At 41.2% G+C, this 23,643-nt stretch carries 23 protein-coding genes; 17 read left to right on the forward strand and 6 right to left on the reverse strand.

The window, feature by feature from the left end; translation table 11 throughout:
• Positions 1-9: 9 nt before the first annotated feature.
• The 6 genes from GYX91_RS06020 to GYX91_RS06045 all read left to right on the forward strand — a co-directional run bounded on the left by GYX91_RS06020 (position 10) and on the right by GYX91_RS06045 (position 4,741).
• Positions 10-201 (forward strand): zinc-finger domain-containing protein, encoded by a 192-nt coding sequence (locus GYX91_RS06020; protein ID WP_174830200.1) that lies wholly within the window; start codon positions 10-12, stop codon positions 199-201.
• Between the two features lie 134 nt (positions 202-335).
• Positions 336-1,292 carry a thioredoxin-disulfide reductase gene (trxB, locus tag GYX91_RS06025; protein WP_174830202.1) on the forward strand — a complete coding sequence of 319 codons (957 nt, stop codon included), beginning with the start codon at positions 336-338 and terminating at the stop codon, positions 1,290-1,292.
• 149 nt (positions 1,293-1,441) lie between these two features.
• Positions 1,442-2,251: an enoyl-ACP reductase FabI gene (gene fabI, locus GYX91_RS06030; RefSeq protein ID WP_078475778.1), complete on the forward strand. Its 810-nt coding sequence runs from the start codon at positions 1,442-1,444 to the stop codon at positions 2,249-2,251.
• A 267-nt stretch (positions 2,252-2,518) separates the two neighbouring features.
• A complete protein-coding gene (locus tag GYX91_RS06035; protein WP_174830204.1) occupies positions 2,519-2,863 on the forward strand; it encodes a hypothetical protein in 345 nt (114 codons plus the stop codon).
• Positions 2,864-3,016: 153 nt separating this feature from the next.
• Positions 3,017-3,466 (forward strand): large conductance mechanosensitive channel protein MscL, encoded by a 450-nt coding sequence (mscL, locus tag GYX91_RS06040; RefSeq protein WP_025330856.1) that lies wholly within the window; start codon positions 3,017-3,019, stop codon positions 3,464-3,466.
• A gap of 213 nt (positions 3,467-3,679) precedes the next feature.
• Positions 3,680-4,741, forward strand: coding sequence for a dihydroorotate oxidase (locus tag GYX91_RS06045; protein WP_174830206.1), 1,062 nt, complete (start codon positions 3,680-3,682; stop codon positions 4,739-4,741).
• A gap of 59 nt (positions 4,742-4,800) precedes the next feature.
• Here GYX91_RS06045 and GYX91_RS06050 read toward each other — a convergent pair whose 3' ends face one another.
• Positions 4,801-5,487: a glutathione S-transferase family protein gene (locus GYX91_RS06050; RefSeq protein WP_174830208.1), complete on the reverse strand. Its 687-nt coding sequence runs from the start codon at positions 5,485-5,487 to the stop codon at positions 4,801-4,803.
• A gap of 185 nt (positions 5,488-5,672) precedes the next feature.
• Here GYX91_RS06050 and GYX91_RS06055 point away from each other — a divergent pair, with 185 nt between their 5' ends.
• The 5 genes from GYX91_RS06055 to GYX91_RS06075 all read left to right on the forward strand — a co-directional run bounded on the left by GYX91_RS06055 (position 5,673) and on the right by GYX91_RS06075 (position 9,685).
• On the forward strand, positions 5,673-6,521 hold the full coding sequence (locus GYX91_RS06055) for a 23S rRNA (adenine(2030)-N(6))-methyltransferase RlmJ (protein ID WP_174830209.1): 849 nt from the start codon (positions 5,673-5,675) through the stop codon (positions 6,519-6,521).
• Between the two features lie 278 nt (positions 6,522-6,799).
• Entirely contained in the window at positions 6,800-7,780 is a 981-nt protein-coding gene (locus tag GYX91_RS06060) for a class 1 fructose-bisphosphatase (RefSeq protein WP_084586357.1), read from the forward strand.
• A gap of 53 nt (positions 7,781-7,833) precedes the next feature.
• Complete coding sequence (locus tag GYX91_RS06065) at positions 7,834-8,325, forward strand: peptidylprolyl isomerase (protein ID WP_084564389.1); 492 nt, start codon at positions 7,834-7,836, stop codon at positions 8,323-8,325.
• 417 nt (positions 8,326-8,742) lie between these two features.
• On the forward strand, positions 8,743-9,174 hold the full coding sequence (locus tag GYX91_RS06070) for a carboxymuconolactone decarboxylase family protein (protein WP_174830211.1): 432 nt from the start codon (positions 8,743-8,745) through the stop codon (positions 9,172-9,174).
• Between the two features lie 229 nt (positions 9,175-9,403).
• Positions 9,404-9,685: a YciI family protein gene (locus GYX91_RS06075; protein ID WP_174830213.1), complete on the forward strand. Its 282-nt coding sequence runs from the start codon at positions 9,404-9,406 to the stop codon at positions 9,683-9,685.
• A 131-nt stretch (positions 9,686-9,816) separates the two neighbouring features.
• Here the strand turns inward: GYX91_RS06075 and GYX91_RS06080 are convergent, their stop codons facing one another.
• The 4 genes from GYX91_RS06080 to GYX91_RS06095 all read right to left on the reverse strand — a co-directional run bounded on the left by GYX91_RS06080 (position 9,817) and on the right by GYX91_RS06095 (position 15,458).
• A complete protein-coding gene (locus GYX91_RS06080) occupies positions 9,817-10,308 on the reverse strand; it encodes a prokaryotic membrane lipolipid attachment site family protein (RefSeq protein WP_084564387.1) in 492 nt (163 codons plus the stop codon).
• Between the two features lie 173 nt (positions 10,309-10,481).
• Positions 10,482-11,414: a cysteine synthase A gene (gene cysK, locus GYX91_RS06085; protein ID WP_025330864.1), complete on the reverse strand. Its 933-nt coding sequence runs from the start codon at positions 11,412-11,414 to the stop codon at positions 10,482-10,484.
• Positions 11,415-11,741: 327 nt separating this feature from the next.
• Positions 11,742-14,327 carry a bifunctional aconitate hydratase 2/2-methylisocitrate dehydratase gene (gene acnB, locus GYX91_RS06090; RefSeq protein WP_174830215.1) on the reverse strand — a complete coding sequence of 862 codons (2,586 nt, stop codon included), beginning with the start codon at positions 14,325-14,327 and terminating at the stop codon, positions 11,742-11,744.
• A 231-nt stretch (positions 14,328-14,558) separates the two neighbouring features.
• Positions 14,559-15,458: a M48 family metallopeptidase gene (locus tag GYX91_RS06095; RefSeq protein WP_174830217.1), complete on the reverse strand. Its 900-nt coding sequence runs from the start codon at positions 15,456-15,458 to the stop codon at positions 14,559-14,561.
• 364 nt (positions 15,459-15,822) lie between these two features.
• Between GYX91_RS06095 and trkA the strand changes: the two genes are divergently transcribed.
• The 4 genes from trkA to GYX91_RS06115 all read left to right on the forward strand — a co-directional run bounded on the left by trkA (position 15,823) and on the right by GYX91_RS06115 (position 21,307).
• Complete coding sequence (trkA, locus tag GYX91_RS06100; protein WP_174830219.1) at positions 15,823-17,220, forward strand: Trk system potassium transporter TrkA; 1,398 nt, start codon at positions 15,823-15,825, stop codon at positions 17,218-17,220.
• Between the two features lie 12 nt (positions 17,221-17,232).
• A complete protein-coding gene (locus GYX91_RS06105; protein ID WP_025330868.1) occupies positions 17,233-18,738 on the forward strand; it encodes a TrkH family potassium uptake protein in 1,506 nt (501 codons plus the stop codon).
• A gap of 50 nt (positions 18,739-18,788) precedes the next feature.
• A complete protein-coding gene (locus GYX91_RS06110; protein ID WP_174830221.1) occupies positions 18,789-20,657 on the forward strand; it encodes a lytic transglycosylase domain-containing protein in 1,869 nt (622 codons plus the stop codon).
• Between the two features lie 107 nt (positions 20,658-20,764).
• Positions 20,765-21,307, forward strand: a complete 543-nt coding sequence (locus tag GYX91_RS06115) for an isochorismatase family protein (protein WP_174830222.1) — start codon at positions 20,765-20,767, stop codon at positions 21,305-21,307.
• 137 nt (positions 21,308-21,444) lie between these two features.
• Here the strand turns inward: GYX91_RS06115 and GYX91_RS06120 are convergent, their stop codons facing one another.
• On the reverse strand, positions 21,445-21,915 hold the full coding sequence (locus GYX91_RS06120; RefSeq protein ID WP_037395164.1) for a universal stress protein: 471 nt from the start codon (positions 21,913-21,915) through the stop codon (positions 21,445-21,447).
• A gap of 102 nt (positions 21,916-22,017) precedes the next feature.
• Between GYX91_RS06120 and GYX91_RS06125 the strand changes: the two genes are divergently transcribed.
• A complete protein-coding gene (locus GYX91_RS06125; protein WP_174830333.1) occupies positions 22,018-22,791 on the forward strand; it encodes a ThiF family adenylyltransferase in 774 nt (257 codons plus the stop codon).
• 8 nt (positions 22,792-22,799) lie between these two features.
• Positions 22,800-23,633 (forward strand): ScpA family protein, encoded by an 834-nt coding sequence (locus GYX91_RS06130; RefSeq protein WP_084564381.1) that lies wholly within the window; start codon positions 22,800-22,802, stop codon positions 23,631-23,633.
• Positions 23,634-23,643 lie beyond the last annotated feature (10 nt).

Here is a 23,643-nt window from a genome sequence, read left to right on the forward strand (position 1 = left end):
GAAATAATTATGAGTAATACTGCCCAATCAGTTACAACCATTACAACACATGATTTACCATTGATATGTACCGGCCCGGAACATGAAACATGGAATGGCCATCCCCGGGTATTTTTACCCATTCAGTCTAACAGTAGTATTGAATGCCCCTATTGTGGCAAACAATATCATCTGGATGGTATTGCTGACAATCATCACTAACTTTGTTCAGGCGTACAGATAACCAATAACTACTCTATTAAATCGAAATTGGAGAATTTAATTCTTTTTTGATATTGTGGTACAGTTACCTCCATTTATCCTACTTAGGATTGCCCACATAATAAGGAAATGTCATGAGCGAACTCACACACAGCCGATTAATTATCCTTGGTTCCGGACCAGCCGGTTATACAGCTGCAGTTTATGCAGCCCGTGCAGGTTTGAAACCTACACTGATTACCGGTATGGCACAGGGTGGTCAGTTGATGACAACAACCGAAGTGGATAACTGGCCGGCTGATGTCAATGGTGTGCAAGGTCCTGAATTGATGCAGCGTTTTCTGGAACATGCCGAACGCTTTGGTACCAATATGATTTTTGACCATATCAATCAGGTGAATTTACAGCAGCGCCCGTTTACTCTTATTGGTGATATGGGAAGTTACAGCTGTGATGCATTAATCATTGCAACAGGTGCTTCTGCCAAGTACCTGGGATTACCCAGTGAAGAAACTTTTGCTGGCAGAGGCGTTTCCGCGTGTGCCACCTGTGACGGCTTTTTCTACAAAGATCAGGATATAGCTGTTGTCGGCGGAGGTAATACTGCGATTGAAGAAGCTTTGTATCTGGCAAATATCGCACGTACCGTTACCCTGATACATCGTCGTGACAACTTTCGTGCTGAAAAAATCATGATTGACAGATTACTGGAGCGGGTAAAAGAAGGCAAAATCATTCTTAAACTTAATGCTACCGTTGATGAAATTCTTGGTGATGACAAAGGAGTAAACTCAGTACGCATCAATTATGCCGATAATGAAAGTGAAATTCTGGCAGTAACCGGCATATTCATTGCTATTGGCCATCAGCCCAACACCGAAATTTTCAAAGGCCAGCTGGATATGGATGCAACAGGTTATCTCATTACCAAAGGTGGTAATGATGGCAATGTCGGCGCAACAAACATTCCCGGCGTATTTGCCGCAGGAGATGTGAAAGACCACATATACCGTCAGGCCATTACCAGCGCAGCATCAGGTTGTCAGGCTGCACTGGATGCAGACCATTATTTATCCGGATTAACTGAATAATTTTTTATTGTTATAAACTGACCGGCTGAATGTCATCACATCAGCCGGTTTTAAAGTTTCTACTCTAGCGCTATATTTCGCGTAAAAGTAAATATTAGTTATAATGCGACCTTTAAGCTAAACACAAATCACGTTCAAGGATAATAATTATGGGCTTTTTGCAAGGCAAAAAAATCCTCATCACCGGTATGATTTCTGAACGCTCTATTGCCTATGGCATTGCCAAAGCCTGTCGTGAACAGGGAGCAGAACTGGCTTTCACCTATGTTGTAGACAAACTAGAAGACCGGGTACGCAAAATGGCTGCCGAACTGGGTTCAGAACTGGTATATCGCTGTGATGTACAAAGTGATGATGAAATCAGCCAGTTGTTTTCTGATTTAGGGAAAAGCTGGTCACAGCTTGACGGTCTGGTACATGCTATTGCTTTTGCACCAAAAGAAGCCTTAAACGGGGATTTTCTGGATAGTATTACACGCGAAGCATTCATGACGGCTCATGAAGTGTCTGCTTATAGCTTGCCTGCACTGGCTAAAGCTGCCCGTCCGTTAATGAGTGGCCATAACAGCTCTATTCTTGCCCTGACCTATCTTGGTGCAGTACGTGCCATACCTAACTATAATGTAATGGGTATGGCTAAAGCATCATTGGAAGCAGGTATCCGCTTCACAGCAGCCTGCCTCGGAGAGGAAGGAATTCGATGCAATGGTATTTCAGCAGGCCCGATTAAAACTCTTGCTGCTTCAGGCATTGCCAATTTCGGCCGTTTGCTGGCACATGTATCTGCACAAAATCCTATTCGTCGTAATATCACTATTGATGAAGTTGGAAATACTGCTGCTTTCCTGTTATCAGATCTGGCTTCAGGTATCACAGGCGAAATCACATATGTTGATGGCGGTTACAGTATCAATGCTCTGGGCGTACCGGAAGATCTGGTAAGTACTCATCACAGCTAAATTGTAAATAGTTTTATTAATACAAACTTAATTTAGAGTATATAAAATATTATGTATCAGCCGTTTTGATATAAAACTCAGTATATGCAAAGCCAAACTTTTTTCGGGTTTGGCTTTTGTAATGTAAGCTTTGAATCACTAAAGTCTATTTATTAATAATAATTTCGAATAATTCTATTATTTCTATTTATAATGGCAACAGAGCTGATGCCAGATGTAACTCCTCTCATCCCGACAATTCATTCGTGTATAAAATTCAAAAATATAATGAAGAAAACCATACTTTTTTTAATTTTATTATATTCAGCACTGGTACAGGCTGGATTTATTCATCCGATGGATTACGATGGTTCTCAGAAACAGAAAAAAGCAGTAAAACAATTTATTAAACAGCAGGTACAGCATGATTATTGTCAGGAATTAAATATCTGTAATGCATCTGCTCTGCGTAAAATGGAAAAGAAAAATTTCCGGGCATTTATGAAGGCAACGCATGCAACTGACAGAAAAGTCATGGATGAAGCGATTGACCATTGTATGCATTATATGGATATGTGCGAATATTCTATTATTGAACTTAAATATTCAGATATTAAGAAATCTGAATATTAATATTCTCTTTAGCCAACTTAATTTATTCTTAATTAAGTTATTTCTTTTATTATTTTTACATTGAATAACTTAGCTCTGGTATGACTGCCTGCTTTATCGCGCTACTATGAAAAAGCCAAATACTTGATTTTCAGGCCAACTATGGAGGCAAACATGAAATTTATTGAACAGTTTAAAGCTTTTTTATTACGAGGCAATGTCATTGATCTGGCTGTCGGTATGGTAGTGGGTACTGCTTTTACTAATATGGTGAAATCACTGGTAGATAATGTCATTATGCCACCAATTGGTCTGCTGATTGGCGGGGTAGATTTTTCCAATTTATTTATTACTTTACGCAGTGGTTCTAAATATCCGGGCCCGTATGAAACACTGGGTGCGGCACAGGCTGCTGGTGCGGTAACACTCAATATTGGTTTATTCATCAATACTGTTATTAGTTTAGTAATCATTGGATTTGCGATTTTTTTGGTTGTCAAAGGAATCGACAAACTGCATAAAAGCCCTGCACCAAAAGCCACCACAAAACAGTGCCCTCAATGCTGTACAGATATTCCAATTCAGGCAAAACGCTGCCCGAACTGCACATCTGAGTTAAATTAATTTAAAACAATATTTTGTTTTAAAACGTGGTGTACACTACAAGTAATCAAACAAAATCTGAGTTTTGAGACGATTGAAAAAAGCTACAAATTGTCTGTAGCTTTTTTTGCGCCAGCGAATTATATATATTTTCAGGCAGGCAATGGATAAGTGTGCGTATTAAATATTTACTCAATATGTCACAGAAAATAATTTAAACTAACAGGAATAACAATGCAAAATAGCCCGACTCCGTTTTATAACCCTTTATTAAGCTATGAAGATAATTATCATCAAGGGCCTTTCGGTGATTTCAGAAATTTAACTGTATGTGTCGATATTCAAAGCCAGCCTGAGCGTTTTCTGAATATGGAGGTTAATTTACCTTTTGGTATTCCTGCTGGCCCTTTGTTAAATGCAAATTTTATTCGGGCTGCATTTAAGCATGGTTTTGATTTATGTGTTTATAAAACTGTCCGAAGCCGAGCTCAGGCCAGCCACCCGTTGCCTAATGTTCTATCTATTCATCCTGCCGGTAAGCTTTCTGCTAATGTGGATACTGTTCTGGCTGATAATCAGTACACTCAGCCTTTATCTATAACAAATTCTTTTGGCGTACCTTCTTATAATCCGGATATCTGGCAGGCTGATATGGCAGAAGCAATTCAGGCTGCGCAGAAAGGCCAATATGTTATCGGCAGCTTTCAGGGAACACCGGGTAATGAATCCAGTATAGAAAAAGATTATGCTCGAACGGCCGTTCTAGTAAATGAAACAAAGGCACCGATACTGGAAGCTAATTTAAGCTGTCCGAATGAAGGGGTAAATAAATTATTGTGCTTTGATTTTGACAAAGTGGAGCGGATAGCTAAAGAAATTAAAAATGCTGTTCCGGATAAACCTTTGTTTCTGAAACTAGCGTATTTTGCAGATGATAATGCTATCTTCCCCTTATTAAGTAAGCTGGACGGAGTAGTTGACGGCTACAGTACTATAAATACGTTATCAGCCAGACCGGTTGATGCAGATGGTAAACCTGCTTTAGGCACAGACCGACCTACCGGTGGTGTTTGTGGTGATGCCATCCGCTGGGCCGGATTAGAAATGGTAGAACGTCTGGCCAGATTAAGAGCCCGTCTGCAAAACCATTTTGCGATTATTGGTGTTGGCGGTGTAAGCTGTACTGAACATTATCAGGCTTACCGTGCCGCCGGAGCTGATGCTGTGATGAGTGCTACCGGTGCCATGTGGAATCCGCAGCTGGCTATTGAAATTAAGAAAAGTCTGAATAAATAATATAAAAGCAGACAGACAGAAGTTGATCAGGCTGTCTGCTTTATATGTTCAGAATTTTTTCATCGCTTTATGCGATAAGGTTCATCCATAGCAATAAAATCTTTTTCTTCAAGTGCCTGGGCAATCCATGCTGCTACTGCTTCATTGGCACATAATGCATTTATATAATCAGTCAGGATTGCTGAAGTATGAATTTGGAAACCTTTTAATCTTAAACACATGGGTGCATAAAAAGCATCGGCAATACTGAATTTACCAAACAGAAACGGCCCTTGAGATACAGCCAGAAATGATGACAAATGCTGATCAAGGAAATCAATTTCTTGTTTTACTGCGGGAAAATCCCGCAGGATAATCTGGCCGGTTTCAGGCAACACTGCCTCGATATTCATAGGAAAATGCCGGCGTATATGATTATATCCATTATGCATTTTAGCCACTATACTTCTAGCTCTGGCACGGGCTTTATAGTCTTGCGGCCATAATGCCAGTTCCGGATGTTGCTCTGCGAGATATTCACAAATTGCCAGAGAATCACTGACAATCAGATCATCATCTGTTAATACAGGCACAGTACCATAAGGATTGAGCGGCAGTATGGTTTGTTTAAAAACCGAATCGGGTGCAAAACTGTCAAAGCGTACCAGATGCTCAGTAAAGTCTATCTGAAAATGCTTCATGACTACCCATGGCCGCATTGACCAGGTAGAATAATTTTTATTGCCGATATAAAGTGTGTAATTCATTCGCTTTTTTCTTTTAGTAGTCATATTTTCTAATTGATTAAGCACAGTATCAGCTTAATCTTGTGTAATCTAGCGCAAGGGAAAGATAAATCAGAAAAGTGCTTTAATACAGATTTTTTTGCCCGTGCCGGTAAATTCGGTACAATAACAGGCTAAATTAATCAGTCCTACAGCAGTTATTGCACATGCTCAGCTATCGCCATGCTTTTCACTCCGGTAATCATGCCGACATTCTTAAACATTATTGTCTGATGACAGTACTGGAATATTTCAAACTGAAAGACAAACCTTTTTGCTATGTTGATACTCATGCAGGTGCAGGGCTATATAGCCTGATCAGTAAAGAAGCTCAGAAAGTTGGTGAATACAGGGAGGGAATCGGCAGGCTTCTGGCTGCAACTAATCTGGATAATAGTTTAAAACAATTCCGTAATGCTGTTGTCTCCTGCCTGCCGGATGATACAAATCTTTATTGCGGCTCCCCATGGCTGGCTCAGGCTCAGGCTCGTGAACAGGATCGTCTGCGCCTGTTTGAATTACATCCCGCGGATGCAGAATTATTGCGTAATAATATGCGTAATATTAAACAGCCAAATCGTGCTCAAGTGTTTTGCGATGATGGCTTTAAAGGTCTGCTATCTATGCTACCCCCGCCAAGCCGGCGTGCAGTCGTATTAATTGATCCCCCATATGAATTGAAGCAAGATTACCAACAGGTAACAGACACGCTTAAGACCGCCCTGAAAAAATTTGCTAGTGGCTGTTATTTAATATGGTATCCATGTCTGAGCCGTGGTGAAAGTCTGAAATTACCCCAAAATCTGCAAAAACTGGCTCCCGATAATTTTGTTCAGGCAGAATTGTATGTACACGCACCACGCCCGGATGGTTTTGGTATGCACGGCAGTGGTATGTTTATTATCAATCCGCCGTACACATTGCCCGGGATACTGGAAAAGGTATTACCGGCAATGACTCGGCTACTGGCTCAGGATGACAGCGCACATTTCGTTCTTAACTCTGTGATTGCCTGAATATAAATAATTTATGGTTAGCAGAGTCTGTTATTTAGTCGAGAAAAGTTAAAGCTATTCTGTAAGCTTTCATGCGAAGTGTATCCGGCCTGTAATAAATAAATCAAGAAGATCGGATTAAAGTGGAAATCCGCAATCATTATCGCTGAATAACTTCATTGATTTTCTGAAAAAAATCATTCAAAGATAAATAAAATCTAATGTATATAGTGATTAAACGAGCTGAATAATACTTAAGAAATGTATAATAACAGTGAGTTTTAAAAGGGAGTATTCGCATGTCTGTTTTACTGTCTGATTATCTGCAACAGCAGCAGCAAAAATATGCTGTTACATCGAATTTGCCTGATGTGATTACGAGCATTAGTCAGGCCTGTCTACACATTAATCGTGAAATACGCATGGGCGCTCTGGATAATATTCTGGGCAGTGCTCATACTGGTAATATACAAGGTGAAGAGCAGAAAAAACTGGATGTTTTATCCAATCAGATTATGATTGATACCCTCTCTGCTAATCCGGCTATTGCCGGACTGGCCAGCGAGGAAGAGGATTCATTTGTTACAGCCAGTCAGAATGGACAGTTTCTGGTGTTATTCGACCCACTGGATGGAAGTTCCAATATTGATGTGAACATATCAATCGGGACTATTTTTTCGGTATTGGCTAAGCCGGATGGTGCGCTTACTACAGAAAGCTTTTTACAATCCGGCCGGCTACAGCTTGCCAGTGGTTATGTGCTGTACGGACCGCAAACCATTCTGGTACTGACATTGAAACATGGTATTGCCATGTTTACTCTGAATGAACATAACCAGTTTCAACTGACTCAGGAAAATCCGCAGATACCAGTATCTACAGCTGAATTTGCTATTAATATGTCTAATCAGCGCCACTGGCAGCCAGCTATGCAAAATTATATTGCTCAGTTGCTGGCAGGTAAAAGTGGCTGTCGCGGAAAAGACTATAATATGCGCTGGGTGGCATCGATGGTAGCCGAGGTGCACCGGATTCTTATTCGCGGCGGTATCTTTACTTATCCGCAGGATAATCGCAATCCTGATAAACCTGGTAAGCTACGCTTAATGTATGAAGCAAATCCTATGAGTTTACTGGTTGAGCAAGCTCAAGGGGCTGCTACAAACACCCGTCAGAACATTCTTGATATTCAGCCAGAAGGCCTGCATCAGCGTGTAGCCGTTGTACTTGGCAGCAAGGAAGAAGTAGACTACGTTACTGCTATGCATAATGCAGACTAACCGTTGCAGATCATTCTGCAATTTTTTTATTTTACTCCCCTCAGGAGATTTTAATGATTAAATTAACTACGAATTTTGGTGTTATCGGTATTGAGCTTGACCATAAGAAAGCACCCAAAACCGCTGAAAATTTCGAACGCTATGTTCGTGAAGGCTTTTATGATGGTACCATTTTTCATCGGGTTATCGACGGTTTTATGATTCAGGGTGGCGGCTTTGATAAAGATATGCAACAAAAACCCACTCATGAACCGATTGAAAATGAAGCCAATAATGGTTTGAAAAACGATCGCTATACTATTGCAATGGCTCGTACCATGCAGCCTCATTCAGCCAGCGCACAATTTTTCATCAATGTAAAAGATAATGATTTTCTGAACCATACTAAACCGGATTTACACGGTTGGGGATACGCTGTATTTGGTAAGGTAGTTGAAGGACAGGATGTGGTTGATAAAATTAAAGGCGTTAAAACCGGTAATCATGGCCCGCATCAGGATGTACCAGTTGAAAATGTGATCATTGAAAAAGCTGAAATTGTTTAAAAAACATTAAAAATAAATGCATTAGATAATCCTAATGCATTTTTAAAAGAGCAATTAACTGCTTTTTTAACCCTTTTTTATATAATTAATGATGTCTTCATAAGCCAAATTTTTTGGTATTGAAAAATTTTGCTAAAGATTTACTTCAATAAAAAACGTTGGAAGAATTAGTAGCTAAATTTGAAGAACATAATAAATTTTAGATTAATATTTTGCTAAAAATGAGTTTATAGCATCAGGTTCTTTAGACAATAAAACTGGTGATATTATTAACGTAAAGAACAAAATCATTATTATTGCAAATATGTTAATATTATTTGTGGTAAAAATGATGAGTAATTTTAATGTTATAGTTTGTTGTGCCGCTGCGTTATTAATATATTTAGCAAACAATAATGATAATAAGGAGATGAGAACATGAAAAATCTTAGAATGAAATATTTTGACTTATCGCCAGAACTCATGAGTGGTTTTAGAGCCGTGAAAGTCGCCCTTGAGAAAAGCGTTGTTGAACAGAATCTTATTGAGTTGGTCTATCTCAGAGTTTCTCAAATTAATGGATGTGCATATTGCCTGAATCTACATACAAATTCCTTGCTAAAAGCTGGTGAAACGCAGCGCCGCATATCTGAAGTGGCCGGATGGCGTGTTAGTGATCAATTTTCAAAAAAAGAACAAGCGGCACTGAACTGGGCAGAGCAGTTAACACTAATATCGACAAGCCACGCCGACGATGAGTCGTTTGAGTTATTAAAAAATTACTTCAATGATACAGAGATATCTGACCTTACATTTGCGATATCGCTGATGAATGGAATGAACAGACTTGCCATTTCTATGCGGCAATGAGGTACATTAGCTTATCCGAATAGGAATATAGACCATTTCTATATTGAAAAAGAATTTATTGCACCTGATAGGAATGTCCACAAAAGCTTTTGATTAAATTCTTTATATGAAGTCATTAAAAGCGTCGCGGCATAGTAATGAGTGATTCACTTGAATAAGCAAAATTTTCTGGCATTGAAAAATTCTGCTAAAGATTTACTTCAATAATTTAAAATACGAGGAGTACTTAATGATTATAGTAACTTTCAAATTCAAAAAACCGCTGGAAGAACTACTAGCTAAATTTGAAGAACATAATAAATTTTTAGATGAGTATTTTGCTAAAAATAAGTTTATAGCATCAGGTCCTTTAGACAATAAAACTGGTGCTATTATTATAGTAATGAGTGACTCAATTGAAGAAGTCAAAAACATTATGAAGTCAGATCCATTCTGTGTTTATGATCTTGTTGATTTAGAATTTACTTTATTTCAAGCTGCTAAAATCCCGCCTAACTTATTAAGTAATTAAGTCCATATTTTCACAGCAGGCAGTCTTGTTAAAGGCTGCTTTTTTATGCTATCAAAGAAACTGTATCTATGAATAAAACAATACCCTGCTAAACTATTTTGGCAGGGTATTTAGCTATAACATTAAATGATTTATTGAAGTGGCTTCATATTCATCACTTCCATCAGGAAGTTGGTGAATGCCGGATTAGCCGGTTTGGAGCGCATTACCGGCCAGCGCTGCTGCCAGCCTGATAAAGCATTCTGAATATAAGCTTTTGATTGTGCTGTATCGATTGAACCTTGCTGACTTTCAACCACACTGCGTAAATAAATGGCATACATGTCATCATCTACCATGTTATGCCCTACCTGAGCAATGCGAAACTGATCCAGTAATTGTGCAGCCTGAACTTTGGTCATGCTTCCCTGTGAAACCTGAAAGCTCAGGCGGGTAGCTTCATCACGGATTCGTGCCACATCAGACCAATGACTGCTGGCTAAATGAAATTCGTTACTTCCAGTACCATCTACCACCTGTACTGGTTTAACTTCTTTATTATTCTTAGCCGTTAAAGGGTTTTTAACAGATGAACAACCACCCAAAAAGGCTGCAACGACACATAATGCTAATGTTTTTTTCATCATTTGTTTACTCAGTATATTGCTTGAAAATATTGCTTAAAACAAAATTAAAAGCCAGCTAGCTTAAGCGTGTGGCTGTACATATATCGTTTACAATTGTAACACAGCCATGACTGTAATAAAAAACCGAACCAGTTGTTTTCTGGTTCGGCATTATTCAGACAAATAAATTATCAGGCAAGATCTGCAAATAGTGGTGTAGAGAGATAACGCTCACCATAAGAAGGAATTAAAACTACAATCAGTTTATTTTTGTTTTCCGGTTTAGCTGCAAGCTGCAGGCCAGCCCATACGGCAGCACCGGAAGATATACCGACCAGAATACCTTCTTTAGATGCCATGTCACGAGCGGTATCAAAACAAACTTCGTTTGGCACTTCAATAATACCATCATATATTTTGGTATTCAGAGTTTTGGGGATGAAACCCGCGCCAATACCCTGAATCGGGTGAGGCCCCTTGCAACCACCGGACAATACCGGAGAAGCTTCGGGTTCAACTGCATAAATTTCTACTTCAGGTTTCTTCTCTTTCAATACTTCCCCTACCCCGGTTATGGTACCTCCTGTACCGACACCGGCTACGAAAATATCGATTTTGCCATCGGTATCATGCCATATTTCCTGCGCAGTAGTTTCACGGTGAATCTCAGGATTAGCCGGATTTTCAAACTGTTGCGGCATAAAATATTTTTTCGGGTCTGAATCAACGAAAGCCTGTGCACGGGCAATGGCACCAGACATGCCTTCTGCTCCGGGCGTTAATACCAGCTCAGCGCCAAAAGCACGCAATAACATACGCCGTTCTTTACTCATTGTTTCCGGCATGGTAATAATCAGTTTATATCCGCGTGCAGCGCAAACCATAGCCAGCCCAATACCGGTATTACCGCTTGTCGGCTCTACAATCACTGTATCAGAATGAATTTTACCGGCCTTTTCTGCAGCATCAATCATACTGGCTGCTATTCTATCCTTAACACTATTGCCCGGATTAAAAAATTCCAGTTTGACTACAACTTTACCCGGTAAACCCGCACTTAGACGATTCAACTGTACCAGTGGTGTATTACCAATTAAATCGGTGATGCTAGAGGCGATATTCATTTATTATCCTTCGTCATGAGAAACTATCTTTGTTATCTTAGATGAAAATTGTGACCAGCCTAAATAATTTATATGCGGATAGATACAATTAATATTTATATAGGCGTACTAAATATATATGATGTAGGCTTAAAATATTAATATTATTGCTAAAATGCTATCAATTATTATAACAGTAATCTGAAAAATTATTTAATCTTAACATTTTGAAAACTACTCAAACAGAAAGTTTATTCAGGTTTGATATTGCCATAAAAAATTTAAGCCAATAAAAAGGCTGTCGTTACCGGCAGCCTTTTATAAAGCAATCAGTATATATGTTACATCTTAGGCATCTACTTTAGCCGCTACATCTACATATTCCTGAATTTCATTGAAGTTCATATAACGATAAATTTCAATACCTTTATCATTGATAATGGCAATATTTTCGCGATATTCATCGATATTCGGAATATGTCCCAGTTTTGAACAGATGGCTGCCAGTTCGGCTGAGCTTAGATATACCTTGGTATTTTTACCCAGTCGATTCGGAAAATTACGGGTAGAGGTTGAAACGACAGTTGATCCCTCTCTTGCCTGTGCCTGATTACCCATACATAAAGAACAGCCTGGCATTTCCATACGCGCACCTACCCGACCCAAAATACCGTAATACCCTTCATCAGACAGCTCTTTGGCATCCATCTTGGTAGGAGGAGCTACCCACAGCCGGACTGGCAGATCAGATTTACCATCCAGTAATGCTGAGGCGGCACGATAATGACCAATATTTGTCATGCATGAGCCGATAAATACTTCATCGATATGTGTACCAGCCACGTCAGACAAGATTTTCACATCATCCGGATCATTCGGGCAAGCTAGAATAGGCTCTTTAATCTCATCCATATTGATATCGATAATGGCAGCATATTCTGCATCTGCATCAGCTTCAAGTAATTTCGGTTCTGCCAGCCATTGCTCCATTTTTTCAATACGGCGTTTCAGTGTCCTTGCATCCTGATAACCATTGGCAATCATGTTTTTCAGCAATACGATATTGGATTTGAGATACTCCTCAATAGGTTCTTTGTGCAGTTTTACCGTACAGCCGGCAGCTGAACGCTCTGCAGAAGCATCTGTGAGCTCAAAGGCCTGTTCAACTTTCAAATCCGGTAAACCTTCGATTTCCAGAATTCGGCCAGAGAAAATATTCTTTTTACCTGCCTTGGCAACGGTAAGTAACCCCTCTTTAATAGCCTGCAAGGGAATAGCATTAACCAAATCACGCAAAGTAATACCCGGCTGCATTTTACCGGAGAAGCGTACCAGTACTGACTCCGGCATATCCAGCGGCATAACACCGGTTGCAGCAGCAAAAGCTACCAGACCGGAACCAGCGGGGAATGAAATACCCAACGGAAAGCGTGTATGTGAATCACCACCAGTACCTACCATATCGGGTAGCAGCATGCGGTTCAACCATGAATGAATAATGCCGTCACCCGGACGCAGTGCCACACCACCGCGTGAAGACATGAATACCGGCAATTCTTTATGGGTTTTAACATCAACTGGTTTCGGATAAGCGGCGGTATGGCAGAAAGATTGCATCACCAAATCCGCACTAAACCCCAGACAGGCCAGATCTTTCAGCTCATCACGGGTCATAGGACCTGTAGTATCCTGTGAACCGACTGTCGTCATGCGCGGTTCACAATAAGTACCCGGGCGAATACCCTGACCTTCCGGCAAACCACAAGCGCGGCCAACCATTTTTTGTGCCAGAGTAAAACCGGCTTTGCTTGGCGCCGGAGACTGTGGCAAGCGGAAAACTTCTGAATGCCCCAGATTTAGTGCATCTCTGGCTTTAGCAGTCAAACTACGACCAATAATCAGATTAATACGCCCACCCGCCTGAACTTCATCCAGAATTACCTGAGATTTCAATTCGAATTCAGCAACTGTTTCGCCGTTTTTGATAATTTTGCCTTCATAAGGCAAAATATCAACTACATCGCCCATTTCCAATTTGGATACATCAACTTCTATAGGCAATGCACCTGAGTCTTCCTGTGTGTTGAAGAAAATCGGAGCAATTTTGCCACCAAGACATACGCCACCGAAGCGTTTATTCGGTACATAAGGGATATCTTTACCGGTATGCCAGATTACGGAATTTGTTGCTGATTTACGTGACGAACCTGTACCAACTACATCACCTACATAGGCAACCAGATTACCTTTGGCTTTCAGCTCAGCCAGTTGTCTGATTGGTCCCACCTCACCCGGTTTATCAGGTTGAATACCTTCACGCGGATTTTTAAGCATAGCCAGTGCATGCAAAGGAATATCCGGACGGCTCCACGCATCAGGTGCAGGTGATAAATCATCGGTATTGGTTTCACCTACTACTTTAAATACTGTGACCGTGATTTTTTCCGGAACTTTTTCACGCGCAGTAAACCATTCTGCATTAGCCCATGATTCAATGACTTCCTTTGCATACTGATTACCAGCACGCATTTTTTCTTCTACATCGTGGAATGCATCAAACATCAGTAAGGTATGTTTTAAGGCATTGGCTGCAGTAGAAGCCAATTCTTCATTATCAAGAAATTCTATTAAAGGCCGGACGTTATATCCACCCAGCATGGTACCCAGCAATTCAACAGCGAAAGTCGGTGTAATTAACGGACTGGTAACAGTTTTCTCTGCAACTGCGCCCAGAAAGGATGCTTTTACTTTAGATGCATCATCTACACCCGGCGGTACACGATGCGACAGCAGCTCAACCAGAAATTTTTCTTCTCCTTTGGGAGGATTTTTCAGCAATTCAACCAACTCTTCTGTTTGCTTAGCTGTAAGCGGCAATGGCGGAATACCCAGAGCTTCGCGTTCAGCAGCGGCTGCGCGGTAGGCTTCTAACATCTTGAATGTCCTTAATGTAATGGTTTTTTAAATTTTTCTTGTAAATTTATTATGCATTCCCAATGCAATAACCTGAATGATAACCGAAAACAGGGACGATTGAAACAATTTGTAGTCGAATGTAGTCAGGATAAGAAAATGTAAAGATTAAAATAAAAGCAGCCTTAGACAGGCTGCACTAAACACAAAAACAGGAATTAGGATAAAAAATTACATCCTGATCAGTTTGTTTCAGGAACGCTTTTTCTTTTTAACCGTTCCTTTGCGGAAATTATTGACTCGCTGAATATTCTGTGCAGTAACTGGCTGTGACTTTATTGCTATATTATTTTGTCTGGCCTGCTCATAAACAGGTAATACCTCTGGCAGCATTTTCTTTAGTGCATTAATACGGGCATCATTGCTCGGGTGAGTAGAAAGTAAGCTTGTACCACGGTTGTTACCCATAACTTTATTCATTTTTTCCCATACCGTAATGGCTGCATGCGGATCATATCCAGCCTGTGCCATTAGTTTCAGCCCGCCGGCATCTGCCAGACTTTCCTGATGACGTGAGAAAGGCAGGGTCAGCCCAAACTGATTTAAAACATCTTTATAAATGCCTACATTGTTGGCACTGGCACCTGTTTTTGACTGTAAGGCAGAACTACCTATTTCAAGAGCAACACTAGTCAGAATTTGCTGACCGGCAGCTTTTTTGCTGTGCTCCTGAAGAGCATGCGTCATTTCGTGACCAATAATTGCCGCAATTTCATCATCACTCAGATTCAGACGATTAACAATACCGGTATAAACCACCATTTTTCCACCCGGCATTGCAAAGGCATTTGGTATTTCACTATTAATTACATTAAGCTGCCAGTCAAATGGAACTCCTGTCTGATTAGCTTCATTAGCATAAGGTACTAATCGCTGAAATATTGTATGTACACGCTTCGCAACAGGAGTATTGGTTTCAATTTCACCTTTGGCTTTAGCCTCCCCCATCATCTGAGTATAACTTTTGGCAGCAGCGGCATTTAATGTCTGAGTATCATAACCCATTACTTCTGCAACCTGAGCGCAACCACTCAAAGCCATTAAAACAGATGCCAGAGTAATTAATTTCGGTTTAAGCCTGATTAAATTCATAATTTATCCAAGTATAAAAGTAAATTGAAAATTAACACTTTTAAATGCCTTACATTTAGCTAAAAATGTAATAATGGGTTTTATTGTATTGTATTACATTAATTTACATATGATTAATTTAACTTAATAATACATTGAAGTATTCCATACTGCAATTTTCAACCGCCATCCGTGTTCGTCTGAATTATTATTAATACATAGATTCAATTATTTAAATATTATTCTTATCAGTTTTAAATCTATTTGGATTTTCTGCTATCTTTAATATTCAATTAACATAAGTGTCGTAGTTTTACACCAATATTTCCACCATTCAGCACAAAGGCTACAATAAAGAAGGTACCACTGAGGTGATGTAAATAACGTGAAAATCCTGATACTCGGTTGCGGGCAGGTTGGTTCAACTATCGCCAGTAATCTGGCCAGAATGACCAATAATGATGTCACTATTATTGATATCAATGAGAGTGCCTTGCAGCAAATTAACCAGCGCCTTGATGTACAAACGATTGTAGGTAATGGTGCCTGGCCTTCTGTATTATCGGCAGCCGGTGCACAGGATGCAGACATGATATTAGCATTAACTCAGAATGATGAAACCAATATGGCAGCCTGCCGGATTGCTTATGCTCTATTCAATACACCTAACCGTATAGCCCGGATTCGCTACAGCGATTTTGTTGAATTCGAAACCGGTAATAATAATTATAAAACCAGTCTGGATTTATTCAACATCACTGAAGCCATTAGTCCGGAGCAACTGGTAACAGAGCAAATTGTCAATTTATTACTACATTCCAGTGCGCTGCAAATTCTGCGATTTGCACACGATAAAATTCGTTTACTGGTAATTCGTGCTCAGAATGGCGGTATGCTGGTCAATCAGCCTATCAGTAACCTGAAACAGCATTTGGAAGAAGGTGTAGATTGTCAGATTTGTGCTATCTACCGCAATAATCATCTGCTCGTTCCCACCGGAAGTACAGTCATACAGGAAGATGATGAGGTTTTTGTTCTTACACCCACAGCCTATCTTGAAAACATCATGCGTGAGCTGCGCCCGATTAACAAACGCACTCGCAGGATTATGATTGCCGGTGGCGGAAATATTGGCTATCGTGTTGCCAGACAACTGGAAACTCAGCTGGATATCAAGATTATTGAACGGAAACAAAACCGTGCCGAATGGCTGGCGGAAAACCTGAACAATACTCTTGTGCTGGTAGGCAATGGATCAGACGAAAGTCTGCTGGAAAACGAATATATCGATGAAATAGATGTGTTCTGTGCACTTACTAATGATGATGAAAATAATATCATGTCGGCAATGCTGGCTAAAAATCTCGGTGCGAAAAGAGTAATGGCGATTATTAATCGCTCCAGCTACGTTGATTTATTGCAGGGAAGTGCCATTGATATTGTGATATCTCCGCATTTAATTACGATTGGTTCTATCCTGACTCATGTACATCTGGGCGATATTATGGCAGTTTATCCGCTACGCCGCGGTTCTGCAGAAGCGATTGAAGTAGTGCTGCACGGAGATCGCCATACATCTAAGTTAATCGGACGCACCATGACTCAACTGCGCCTGCCAGCCGGCTGTTATTTTGGTGCAGTCATACGCAATGAAAAATTAATTATGTATCATCAGGATACAGTTCTCACAGATGGAGATCACGTTATATTTTTTATCGCTCGGCGTAAGGCTGTTCAGGATCTGGAAAAAATGATTCAGGTCAAACTGGGCTTTTTTGCTTAAGGCTGCCAGACTATGAGCCATTTTACCAATCGCTTTGTTTTGCATCACAAGGAATCAGGTTTTCTAAATAAAATTGCGCCTACGGCACATATTGTGGCTAAAACCGGTTTTCTGTTTTCCTTGTTACTGCTTGCTCCGACGATTGTTTCTTTAATCTATATGGATCATGTGTTTCCAGCCTTTGCTTTTACTGCCGGCATTTGCATGAGTGTATGTGTAGTAGCATGGTTATTAACCATGCGCTATAACCGTGAATTGCGACCGCGTGATGGTTATACACTTGTATTTATGCTGTGGATTGGCTTTGCGCTGATCGCCTGTCTGCCCTTTTATATTTATTTACCCGGACTAGGCTTTACTAACGCCTATTTTGAAGCTATTTCAGGGCTGACTACTACCGGTGCTACCATTATTACCAGTCTGGATTCACTTGCGCCATCATTGAATTTCTGGCGACACATGCTTAACTGGCTGGGTGGCATGGGTATTATTGTACTGGCTGTTGCGGTGATGCCAATGCTCGGCGTAGGAGGTACACAGCTATTTAAAGCAGAAATACCCGGTGTAAATAAAGACAGTAAGATGGCACCGCGTATTTCTGAAACGGCTAAACGTTTATGGGGTGTCTATGTTTTATTTACTATAGTCGCTTTACTGGCGTTGCGTCTGGCCGGAATGAGTTGGTTTGATGCTGTCTGTCATGCCATGTCCGCTTTTTCACTGGGCGGATTTTCTACCCACGACAACAGTATTTCCTATTTTCATTCCGTTCCGATTGAAATAATTCTTAGTATTGCTACCTTATTAGGCGCAATCAATTTCAGTAATCATTTTAATGCATTACAGAAAGGCTCATTACGTTATTACTGGCGTGATGAAGAGGTAAGAGTTTTATTATGTGTACTCTTATTCAGCATTGTCGGTATCAGCCTGTATCTGTGGTGGCATAGCTTTTATTCTTTTTCAGAAGCATTTCGCTACACCAGTTTCAATCTGATTTCAATCGGGCTGGCAAACGGTTACTCAAATACCGATTTTGCTAAATGGCCTTTAATTGCTTCATTATGGATGTTTTTTCTGTCCAATATACTGTCTAATGGCGGTTCAGCCGGTGGCGGTATCAAAACGGTACGAGCTATTGTATTATTTAAATTCAGTCTGAGAGAAATGCTGCTGATGCTGCATCCAAATGCTGTCAGTATGGTTAAAATAAACGGCAGCAACATTCCTGACCGGCGTGCACTGACAGTAATGGCCTTTGTATTTGTATATGTGCTGACTATTATTTTATTCAGCTTTGCACTGATGATCAGCGGACTGGATTTTCTGTCTGCACTTACCGCTGCCATAAGTTGTATTACTAATGCCGGCCCCGGACTGGGTGCTGTAGGGCCAGCCAATAATTTTGCTTTTCTTTCAGACATTCAAAAGTGGTTATGTATTATGATTATGCTACTTGGCCGTCTGGAAATTTTTACTGTTTTTATACTCTTTACGCCAGCTTACTGGAAAAAATAAATTACATTATGAGAAAAAGTGAAGGAAAAAAATTGATAAAACATTTAATAATGCTGAAATCAAAATTATTAGTTCAACGGCATCGTCTGATTTCTGGTACTGTGCTTTTAATAACAGCATGCAGCAACCAGCATGAAGTAGCTGTCCAGCCAATCAATACTAATACAGGTAATGCGGTTCTGCCGGGGACTCAGGCCAGCGAAACACCAGATAAAATTATTAGCAGCTTCCAGCAATATCAGAATGCCCTTAAGGCAGTTAAAGACGGAGATGATGTTTTACCTGCTCAATTCCTGGCCGGTCAGCCGGACAGTGCAATGAGTAACAATATTCGTAATAACTGGTTACAGCAATTGGGAAAAAGGGGAAACTGGGCTGTTTTTCGTCAGCAATATGCTTTACTGGATAAAAATGCCCGTGATATGGAAACCCGTTGCTATGCGGTACAAGGTGGTATAGAAAGTGATTCCAGCCTGATCGCTAATCTGAGTCAGGAAACGGGTAATCTGCCGACAGGATGTAATCGCCTGCTTGTACAAGCTGCTGCCAGCCAGCAAATTAATGCACAAAATGGCTGGCGGCGTGTACGTTATCTGCTTGCACTGAATCAAATTACAAATGCACGTAATCTGGCTCAGGCTTTGGGCAGTCCTTTACCTGATCCGTTGAATGCCAGCGCAGGAAACAGTCAGGGCGCACAGGAAGCTTTGTTATATCAGGTAACCAATAAAGAAAACCGCAGTAAAGACAGTGCTGCAAACACATTAATGCAAATATCAGCCAGTCTGACTAAAGAACAAATCGGTTTTGGCTGGGGGCAATTGGGATTGGCGCAGGCTTATAGTTTGAATTCTATAAATGCACTGACATATTTCGACCGTGCCGATCCGGCACAGATGAATAATGAAATGTGGGAATGGTATGCCCGTTCTGCGCTGCGGTTACAACGCTGGCAGAAACTGAATAATATTATCCGCAGCATGCCGGAAGCTTTGCAGCAACAGGTTACATGGCAGTACTGGCTGGCACGCAGCTACCGTGCATTAGGGCAAAATAATCAGGCACGGGAAATATTCGAACAAACTGCCAAACGCGGACACAACTTTTATTCTCTGCTTGCAAAAGAAGCACTCGGGAGCAAAGCAAGTGTTCAAAACACTGTTGCTAAAAGTAGCCAGCAAATTCAAGGCAAAATAGCAACTGATGGCAATATTGACCGTTCCCTGACTTTATTTAAAACTGCACAGGCTGAAAACAACTGGACAATGCGACGTCAGGCTCAGCAGGAATGGCGCTATGCGACACGTAATTTCAATGATGACACCTTAATTGCTGCCGCAACATTAGCCGAAAACAATGGTTTTTATGAAATGAGTATCTATAGTGCAGACCGGGCTGATAACCAGCTTAATTATGAATTGCGCTATCCGGCACCATTTAAAGAACTGACTGTTCCGTTTGCTCAGCAAGTCGGCATCGATCCTGCCTGGGTGTATGGCTTAATCCGGCAGGAAAGCCGTTTTATGATTGGTGCACGATCCAGTGTTGGCGCGACCGGACTGATGCAGGTCATGCCGGCTACAGCTCGCGATATAGCCAAACGTCTGGGTATGGACAGCAGCGAGCTGTATACCATGAGCGGAAATATTCGTATGGGTACATGGTATATGAGTAGCGTACGTAAACAATTTGCCGATGAAGTATTGGCCACAGCCGGCTACAATGCCGGCCCCGGACGTGCTCGTCGCTGGCAGGCTAATACGCCTCTTGAAGGAGCAATTTATGCGGAAACGATACCTTTTGATGAAACGCGAACTTATGTTAAAAATGTAATGGCCAATACGACTTATTACGCCAATCTGTTTGGTGAACCCAGAACCACCCTGACAGAACGCATGGGTACCGTCCCCGCCCGCTAGTACAGCCAGTGAGCATTATTGCTCTGATTAACCTGTGTTTACCTTAAGCTACATATAAATACTGCATAATTTACATGCAGATTATTTAACCTTTCTGAAAGCACATTATGTTGTTAGACAGTAAACGTTCCGCAGTATTAATGATTGATTTACAAACACGCCTGTTGCCTGCTTTAAACAACACGGAAGAATTGCTGGCCAATAATATCTGGCTGGCCGGTCTGGCGCATGATATGGCGATTCCTACCCTAATCAGTGAACATTGTGTCGATAAAATCGGTGCAACTCGTGAAGAAATCATCACTGCTGCACCACAAGCAAGAATTGTCCAGAAACAAAGTTTTTCTGTATATGCTGCCGGTGTGCTGAATGAAGACAGCCTGCAACAGGCTAACCAGATCATCATATCCGGTATTGAAGCTCATATCTGTGTTCTGCAGACAGCTCTGGATCTGCGCGCACATGGCTATGAGGTTTTTGTGGTTGCTGATGCAGTCAGCTCTCGCAAACCGGAAGATGTTAAATTAGGTCTGGCACGAATGCAGGAGGCTGGTTGTGAAATTGTCAGCCGTGAGATGATTGCATTTGAATGGCTGGGTAGTGCCAATAACCCGCTATTCAGAGATATTCATAAAAAATATATTCGCTAAATTTGCCAGAATACTTTTTAAGTTATTGTGCGGTTAATGCAATTCAGATAAATAGCTAAAAAGCTGAACCCGATTTGTTACGGATTCAGCTTTATTTTTCAGCTGTGACTTTATACTAACTTATAAAATCAAACTATTTAACCTTCATTTTTGGATTCACTGCGAATAATCAGTAACGGCAGATTGGTTTCACGCATGACAGTTTCGGCAAAACTACCCATTAACAAATGCATCAGACCACTGCGTCCGTGAGTACCAAGAATAATCAGATCACTGCCATGTCCGTCAGCGTAATCAACCAGCATCTGAGCCATTTCTCTTGCCCCTTTATTGGCAATCAGCAAATGCCGGTGAACTTTATTTTCCGGTAAAGCTGCTTTTGCTTTTTCGATTGCTGCATCCAGTACAGTATTGCCTTCTGACAACGCAGCAGCTTCATAACTTTCATGCTGGAGAAACTCAGGAGCCAAAGCCATATATTCAGTCGGATTGGCAACATTCACGACAGTTAATTCTGCATCCTCACCCTTAGCCAGACCAATAGCATGATCTAAAGCATTTTCCGAAGTATGGCTGCCATCTACCGCTACCAGTAAATGTCTATACATGAAACCCTCCTATCTTTTTAGCAATTCGAATCACATGGCAGATACAGTATAATACCATTACCTGTACAAAACAGCTTTACGGATTTAATTTACGTGTCGCATATACTCACTTTTTCTACAAATTATCAACGTCGCTTCGGCGGCATTGCCAGACTGTACGGTGAAGATTGCCTACAGCGTTTTGCCTCGGCTCATGTGTGTATAGTCGGAGTGGGCGGCGTCGGCTCATGGGCAGTAGAAGCTCTGGCACGAAGTGGTATTGGTTATCTGACCCTGATTGACCTGGATAATGTAGCCGAATCAAATATCAATCGCCAGCTTCCAGCCTTAATCAGCCTGATTGGCAAACCCAAAGTCGAAGCTCTGGCCGAACGTATTGCTGATATTAATCCAGATTGTCAGGTTACCTGCATTGAAGATTTTGTGGAAGCAGATAATATCGAACATATATTCAGCCAGCCGTTCGATTTCGTAATAGATGCTATTGATCAGGTACGCGTAAAAGCGGCCATGGCTGCATTTTTTACCTCCCGAAACCAGCCTTTTATTGTTTCCGGGGGAGCAGGCGGACAAAAAGATGCCGGTTTGATTCAATGCGCTGATTTAAGCAGAGTAACCCATGACCGCATGCTGGCAAATATGCGTTATACATTACGTAAACACTATGGTTTTAGCCGTCAGCCAGCAGATAAAATGCACATCCCCTGTATTTATTCCAGCGAGGCTATAACTCCGCCTCAATCTGGTATCTGCCTAACAGAACAAACTGCTCCGCAAGGTCTTTCCTGCGCCGGTTATGGCGCCTCCATAGTAGTAACAGCCAGCTTCGGTTTGCGCTGTACTCAGGCTTGTCTGGAATATCTGTGCAAACACTGAACCATAACATGAGTAAAGAAAGTATAGCGGATAAAACCGTTGCTATGCTTTTCGGACAGCCTGTTACCGAAATTCCACAGGACCTGTTTATTCCCCCGGATGCACTTCAAGTGGTATTACAAAGCTTTGAAGGTCCGCTCGATTTATTACTGTATCTGATTCGTAAGCAAAATATTGATGTACTGGATATTCCCATGCTTACTGTTACTGAGCAGTATTTGTCCTATATTCATCAGATGCAACAGCATGAGCTGGATTTAACCGCTGAATATTTGCTAATGGCTGCGGTGCTGATTGAAATTAAAACCCGTTTACTTCTCCCTGCTCCGCCCGCCAGCGAAGAAGAAGTAGCCGATCCGCGTGCTGAATTGGTTCGCCGTCTGCTTGCCTATGAGCAAATGAAGCTGGCTGCAGCCGGTCTGGATGCTTTACCCCGTGCCGGACGTGATTTCGGCTGGGCATGGTTACCAGTTGAACTGGTAGCCGTAACGCAACCACCGCATGTACAAGTAGCTGATTTATCCCGGGCATGGCTGGCGATACTTGCCCGCTCTCAGCACAATCGTAGCCATAATGTGGTCAAAGAAACATTATCAGTACGGGCTCAGATGACCGTTGTCCTGCGCTTCCTGCAAACCCGGCAGCACTGTTATTTCACAGAACTCTTTAAGCATGACGACAGTATGGCATTGGTTGTCACCACCTTCATAGCATTACTGGAACTGGCCAAAGAAGGGCTTGTATTTATTACCCAGCATAGTACTGGAGATCCGATCTCTATCCAGACTGCCGGTATCGAATCCGGCAACAATCAAGAATTGATTAATAAACCAGCATTCTAGTGACAATAAC

It is taken from the genome of Snodgrassella sp. ESL0304 (assembly GCF_013344995.1).
GTDB lineage: Bacteria > Pseudomonadota > Gammaproteobacteria > Burkholderiales > Neisseriaceae > Snodgrassella > Snodgrassella alvi.